5 protein-coding genes are annotated in these 5,922 nt (G+C 70.6%); all 5 read right to left on the reverse strand.

The features are described from left to right. Window positions 1–51: 51 nt before the first annotated feature. On the reverse strand, window positions 52–1,041 hold the full coding sequence (locus AC1DY2_RS13935; RefSeq protein WP_476762975.1) for a carbohydrate ABC transporter permease: 990 nt from the start codon (window positions 1,039–1,041) through the stop codon (window positions 52–54). Then, window positions 1,038–2,018, reverse strand: a complete 981-nt coding sequence (locus AC1DY2_RS13940; protein WP_476762976.1) for a carbohydrate ABC transporter permease — start codon at window positions 2,016–2,018, stop codon at window positions 1,038–1,040. Before AC1DY2_RS13940 ends, AC1DY2_RS13935 begins: the two co-directional genes overlap by 4 nt. A gap of 108 nt (window positions 2,019–2,126) precedes the next feature. Further along, a complete protein-coding gene (locus AC1DY2_RS13945) occupies window positions 2,127–3,485 on the reverse strand; it encodes an ABC transporter substrate-binding protein (protein ID WP_476762977.1) in 1,359 nt (452 codons plus the stop codon). Between the two features lie 79 nt (window positions 3,486–3,564). Then, window positions 3,565–5,250: a glycoside hydrolase family 13 protein gene (locus AC1DY2_RS13950; protein WP_476762979.1), complete on the reverse strand. Its 1,686-nt coding sequence runs from the start codon at window positions 5,248–5,250 to the stop codon at window positions 3,565–3,567. A gap of 416 nt (window positions 5,251–5,666) precedes the next feature. After that, on the reverse strand, window positions 5,667–5,922 hold a 256-nt coding region (locus AC1DY2_RS13955), incomplete at its 5' end, for a substrate-binding domain-containing protein (protein WP_476762978.1).

Genomic DNA, 5,922 nt, shown 5'->3' on the forward strand with positions numbered 1-5,922 from the left:
CGGATGCCGCGGGCCCAGCGCCGCGGCATCCGTCACCCCTGCGGCATCCCGTCAGCCCTTGACCGCGCCCCCGAGCCCGGCCGAGCGCAGGAAGACACCCTGGAACAGGAGGAACATCACGACGGGGATGAGCGTCGAGATCGCAAGCGCCGCGAGGAACACGTCGAGCTCGATCGACTGCTGCACCGCGGGCAGGCGCACCGACAGCGGCTGCACCGCCGGATCGGGCAGCACGAGCATCGGCCAGAGGAAGTCCTTCCACGCGGCGATGATCGCGAACACCGACACGACCCCCAGGATCGGCTTCGACATCGGCAGCACCACCGACCAGAACAGCCGGAACGGCCCCGCGCCATCGGTCTTCGCCGCCTCGAACACCTCTCGCGGCAGCGCGTCGAAGAAGCGCTTCACGAGCAGGATGTTGAACGCGTTCGCCGCAGCCGGCAGCCACACCGCCAGGTAGTTGTTGAGCAGCGACACGTCGCCGAGGAGGGGCGGATTCACGATCGTGAGGTACAGCGGCACGAGCAGCACGACCGCCGGGATGAACATCGTCGCCAGGATCGCACCGTTCAGGATCGGCCCGTACTTCGGGCGCAGCACCGAGAGCGCGTAGCCGGCCGTCGTCGCGATGAGCAGCTGGAAGAACCAGGAGCCGGCGGCGATCACGATCGTGTTCCAGAAGTACTGGTCGATGTGCACGTCGTTCCACGCCTGGGGGATGTTGGCCCAGTCGATGCCGTTCGGCCAGAGCGCGAGCGGCTGGCGCAGCGTGTCCTGCGTGGGCGTCACCGCCGACTTCGCGAGCCAGAGCAGCGGGCCGAGGCCGGCCACGACGAGCCCGACGAAGAGGAAGAGGTGCACGCCGCCCATTCCGAGCCGGACGCCGCGCTTCTTGCGGTCGAAGCCCGAGACGATGCCGCGGTCGCCCTGCTCGTCGCTGCGGCGGTCGGCCCGGCGGCGGCCGATGACCCCGCGCAGGCCGGTCGCCGCGTGGGGGGCGTCGACTTCCTCGAAGACCGGGGGCGGGGTCGTCGTCATGAGGTGCTCCAACGTTCGGTGAGCTTGAAGTACAGCCAGCTGAGCAGGGCCAGCACGATCGCGAGCATCACGCTGAGCGCGGTCGCCTCGCCGTAGTCGCCGCCGAGGCTGTTCTGGAAGGCGTAGCGATAGATGAGGAGCAGGATCGTCACCGTCGCGTTGTTCGGCCCGCCGCCCGTGAAGAGGTAGGGCTCGAGGAACACCTGCGCCGTCGCGATCACCTGCAGGATGAGCATGATGAAGAGGATGCCGCGCAGCTGCGGCAGCGTGACGTTCCACACCTTCTGCCAGATCGTGGCGCCGTCCACCTCGGCGGCGTCGTAGAGCTCGGGCGGCACGCTGAGCAGCGCCGCGAGGTAGATGATGATCGCCCCGCCGGCCGCAGCCCAGGTGGCCTCGAGCACGAGCGACGGCATCGCCGTGGCCGACGACTGCAGCCAGGGCTGGGGCGGGATGCCGACCCAGCCGAGGATCGTATTGAACAGGCCGGTCGGGCTCGCGTCGTAGAAGACCTTCCAGAGCAGCACGGCGACGACCGGCGGCACCACCACGGGCAGGTACGCGAGCGCCGAGTAGAAGCCCTTCGCGCGCCGCACCTCGCTCATCAGCACCGCCACGAAGATGGGCAGCGGGAACCCGAACAGCAGCGCGAGCAGCGCGAAGTAGACCGTGTTGACGACGGCGGTGCCGAGCAGCGGATCGTTCAGCACGTGCGCGAAGTTGTCGAGCCCCACCCAGGTCGGCGGGTCGAGCAGGTTCGTCTTCTGCAGGCTCATGATCATCGACTGCACGATCGGCGACCAGCTGAACACCGTGAAGACGATGAGCATCGGCGCGAGGAGGACGAGCGTCGACAGCCCGCCGCCGCGCACCCAGGTGCGGATGCCGCGGCGTCGTCGCGGTGGGGCGGATGCCGCGGGCGGCACGTCGTCACYGCCCGAGGGTGGCGCGGCGGGCGGCTTGGCGGTGAGGGTCATCGGTGATCCTTCGTGGGCGCCGGTAGGGCAGTCGGGTCGGGGGTGCTGGTGGCGGATGCCGCGAGCCGCCCCAGGGAGGACGTTCGGCTCGCGGCATCCGCTCGGCTCCTACTCGTCGAGCAGGGCCTGGGCGTCGGCGTCGGCCTGCTCGAGGAGCGCGTCGATGTCGGCGTTCTCCTCGGTGAGCACGGCCTGCACCACGGTGTCGAGCAGCGCGTAGATCTCCTGCGTCTTGCCCTTCGGCTCCCCCACTGGGGTCTGGTCCCAGACGCCCTCGATGAACGGCGTCATCTGGTCGCGCGGCACGTTGATGTACGGCTCGATCCAGGTGAGGGACTCCTCGTAGGTCTCGCGGTCGAGCACCGGCAGCACCGGCGTGCCGACGGCCTGGTCGCTCTCGGCGAGGGTCTTCGCGTCGAGCACGGCGGCGTCCTCGTCGAGGAGCTTCTGCATGTAGTACCAGTCGATCCACGTGACCGCCGCGGCCTTGGTCTCGTCGTCGACCGTCGGGCTGACGACCGCGATGTCGCCACCGCCGAGCGTGCCGCCGCCGTCCTCGACGGGCACGACGGTGAGGCCGTAGTCATCGGGGTTCAGCGAGAAGTCGCGCACGAGCGCCGTGTAGACGTCGGAGCCAGAGGAGTACATGCCGATGTTGCCGGCGGCGAACTCCTGGTTGATGGTGCCCCAGTCGAGCAGGAAGTTCGACCCGAGCGAGTTGTCCTCCCAGCGCAGGTCGTGCAGGTACTGCAGGTGCGCCTTCGTCGCGTCGTTGGCGATCGTCGACGTGTACGTGCCGTCGCCGTTGTCCTCCTGGATGCTGCCGCCGCGCGCCGCGGTGGCCGCGGTGAGCTGCCAGCCGCCCGTGTTGTTCTGCGTCATCTCCATGAACCCGGCCTTGCCGGTCTTCTCCGAGATGGTCTTCGCGGCCTCGCGGATCTCGTCCCACGTCGTCGGCGGGTTGTCGGGGTCGAGCCCGGCCTGCTCGAACAGGGTGCGGTTGTAGTGCAGGCCCATCGCGTACGCCTGGCGCGGGAACCCGTAGATGCGGTCGCCGTCCTTCACGGCGTCGAGGATGATCGGGTTGAACTTGTCGGAGTAGCCGAGCTCGTCGATCTCGTCGGTCACGTCCATCAGCTGGCCGTTCTCGAGCAGCGTCTTCGAGTCGGTGAACGGCACGGTGAAGACGTCGGGCAGGCTTCCGCCGGCGAGCTGCACGGCGAAGGTGGGGCCCTCCCACTCGTATTCGACACCGATGATGTCGATGTCGGGGTGCTCCTTCTCGAACTGCTTCTCCTGCTCGGCGAAGGCGGTGTAGGCCGCCTCGTCGGCGCCGGGCGGGAAGGTCGCCACGCGCAGCTCGGTCTTGCCGCTGTCGCTGGCGCCTCCTGCGCTGCAGGCGGCGAGGGCGCCCACCATCGCGAACGCGGCGAGGCCGGCGATCGCGACTGTTCTCGGTGACTTCATTGTCCAGTCCTTTCGGTGCTGTGTGGTGCGGATGTGGTGCGGAAGCGCCGCGGCGTGGTGCGGGCCGCGGCCTCGACGGTCAGGCGGATCGGTGGAGCCAGGCCGTGGAGTCTGGGGGCAGCATCCCGTCGACGAGCGGGGCGCTCGCGAGGAGGATGYGGTCGTGGTCGGGCAGCGCCATCGGCGCGGCGCCGAGGTTGGTCACGTTGACGACGTCGTCGCCGCGCTGGAAGACGAGCGCGGTCGGCTCGCTCKGGAGCCACGTCATCGGGCCGTCGCCGAGCGCCCGCTCGCGCTTGCGGATGCGGAGGGCCTGGCGGTAGAGCCAGAGCATCGACCCCGGGTCGGCCTCCTGCGCCTGCACGGTCAGGGCCGCCCACTCGGCGGGCTGGGGCAGCCAGGGCGCGGCGGCGGTGCCGTCGGCGGCGTCAGCGGGGCTCGCCGGGCTGAAGCCGAAGGGCGGCTCGGCCCCGCGCCAGGGCAGCGGCACGCGGCATCCGTCACGGCCCGGGTCGACCCCGCCCGACCGGAAGTGCATCGGATCCTCGAGCACCTCGCGGGGCAGCTCGACCTCGGGCAGGCCGAGCTCGTCGCCCTGGTAGAGGTAGAGCGAGCCGGGCAGCGCGGCGGTGAGGAGGGCGGCGGCGCGGGCCCGCCGGCGGCCGAGGTCGAGGTCGGTCGGCGTGCCGAACCGCTTCGTCGCGAAGGCGAAGCTCGAGTCCTCGCGGCCGTATCGGGTCACGGGGCGCGTCACGTCGTGGTTCGAGAGCACCCAGGTGCTCGGGGCGCCGACGGGCGCGTGCGCCGCGAGCATCAGGTCGATCGACGTGCGCAGCGCCGCGGCATCCCACGGGCGCGACATGAAGTCGAAGTTGAACGCGGTGTGCATCTCGTCGGGACGGAGGTAGGCCGCGAACCGCTCGGCGTCGGGGACCCACACCTCGCCGACGAGCACGCGGGTGCCGTCGTAGGAGTCGGCGATGCGCCGCCACGAGCGGTACACGTCGTGCACCTCGTCGCGGTCCTCGGTGGGGTGCTGCCCTGGCGCCACGACCTCGGGCACCTCGGAGAGCTCGGGATCCTTGATGAGCAGGCCGGCCGAGTCGATGCGCACGCCCGCGACGCCGCGATCGAACCAGAAGCGGAGGATGCCCTCGTGCTCGGCCCGCACATCGGGGTGGTTCCAGTTGAGGTCGGGCTGCTCGGGGGTGAACAGGTGGAGGTACCACTCCCCCGGCGTGCCGTCGGCGTTCGTCGTGCGGGTCCACGTGTCGCCCTGGAAGTTCGAGACCCAGCGCGTCGGCATCTCGTCGCCGTTCGGGCCCTTGCCGGGGTGGAACCAGAAGCGCTCGCGCTCGGGACTGCCCGGGCCGGCCGCCAGGGCCTCCTGGAACCACGCGTGCTCGCTCGAGACGTGGTTCGGGACGATGTCGATGATGGTGCGGATGCCGAGCTGCGCCGCCTCGCTGATGAGCAGCTCGGCGTCCTCGAGCGTGCCGAAGGCCGGGTGGATGTCGCGGTAGTCGGCCACGTCGTAGCCGCCGTCGGCGAACGGCGACGGATACCAGGGGTTGAACCAGAGGGCGTCGACGCCGAGCTCCTTGAGGTAGCCGAGGCGGCTGCGCACCCCGCGCAGGTCGCCGGTGCCATCGCCGTCGGAGTCGGCGAAGCTGCGCACGTACACCTGGTAGATCACGGCGCTGCGCCACCACGTCGCGTCGTCGGCGAGGGCGGGGGGAACCGTGCCTGGTTCGGTGAGTGGCATGGTCACGCGGTCGGTCTCCTCCGTGCGGGCGGGCGGGCGGCGCGCCGGTCCGGTCGGAGACGGCGTCGTCGATACCCCGAAACGTAATGACAGCAACAGATTGGTGCAACTTTTCAACAAATGGGCATCCGCTTGCTCTCAGTTTCATGAAGTTGCGAGAGCGGTTTGCTCATTTCACGCGCCACGGATGCCGCGGCGGCGGCGCGGCGGCATCCGCGGGCGGCCCAGACCAGCGCCGAAATGCAGGAAGGATCCGGAKGCCGCGCCGGCGGCGCGCGCCCGACACGCCGTGGCGGCGCCAGGAGTTCCTACATTTCGGCACCGGGGGCGAAGCGAGGGCGGCGGGGCGGCGGGGCGGCGAGGCGAGGGCGGCGGGGTCCGGCGGGGAGGGGAGGGAACTGTCGGGATGCCGCGGGTCAGCGCGGGGCGGGCGCCGTCGACGCCCGCACGACGAGCTCGGGCGCGAAGAACACCTCGTCGCCGATCGCCGCCTCGCTCGACATCTGCCGCATGAGCAGCTCGATCACCATGCGGCCCATGGCCTCGATCGGCTGGCGCACGGTCGTGAGCGGCGGCTCGGTGCAGTTCATGAGCGCGGAGTCGTCGTAGCCGATGACCGACACGTCGTCGGGCACGCGGAGCCCGGCGCGACGCACCGCGCGGATCGCGCCG

Source organism: Agromyces sp. P1_H4, assembly GCF_056405255.1.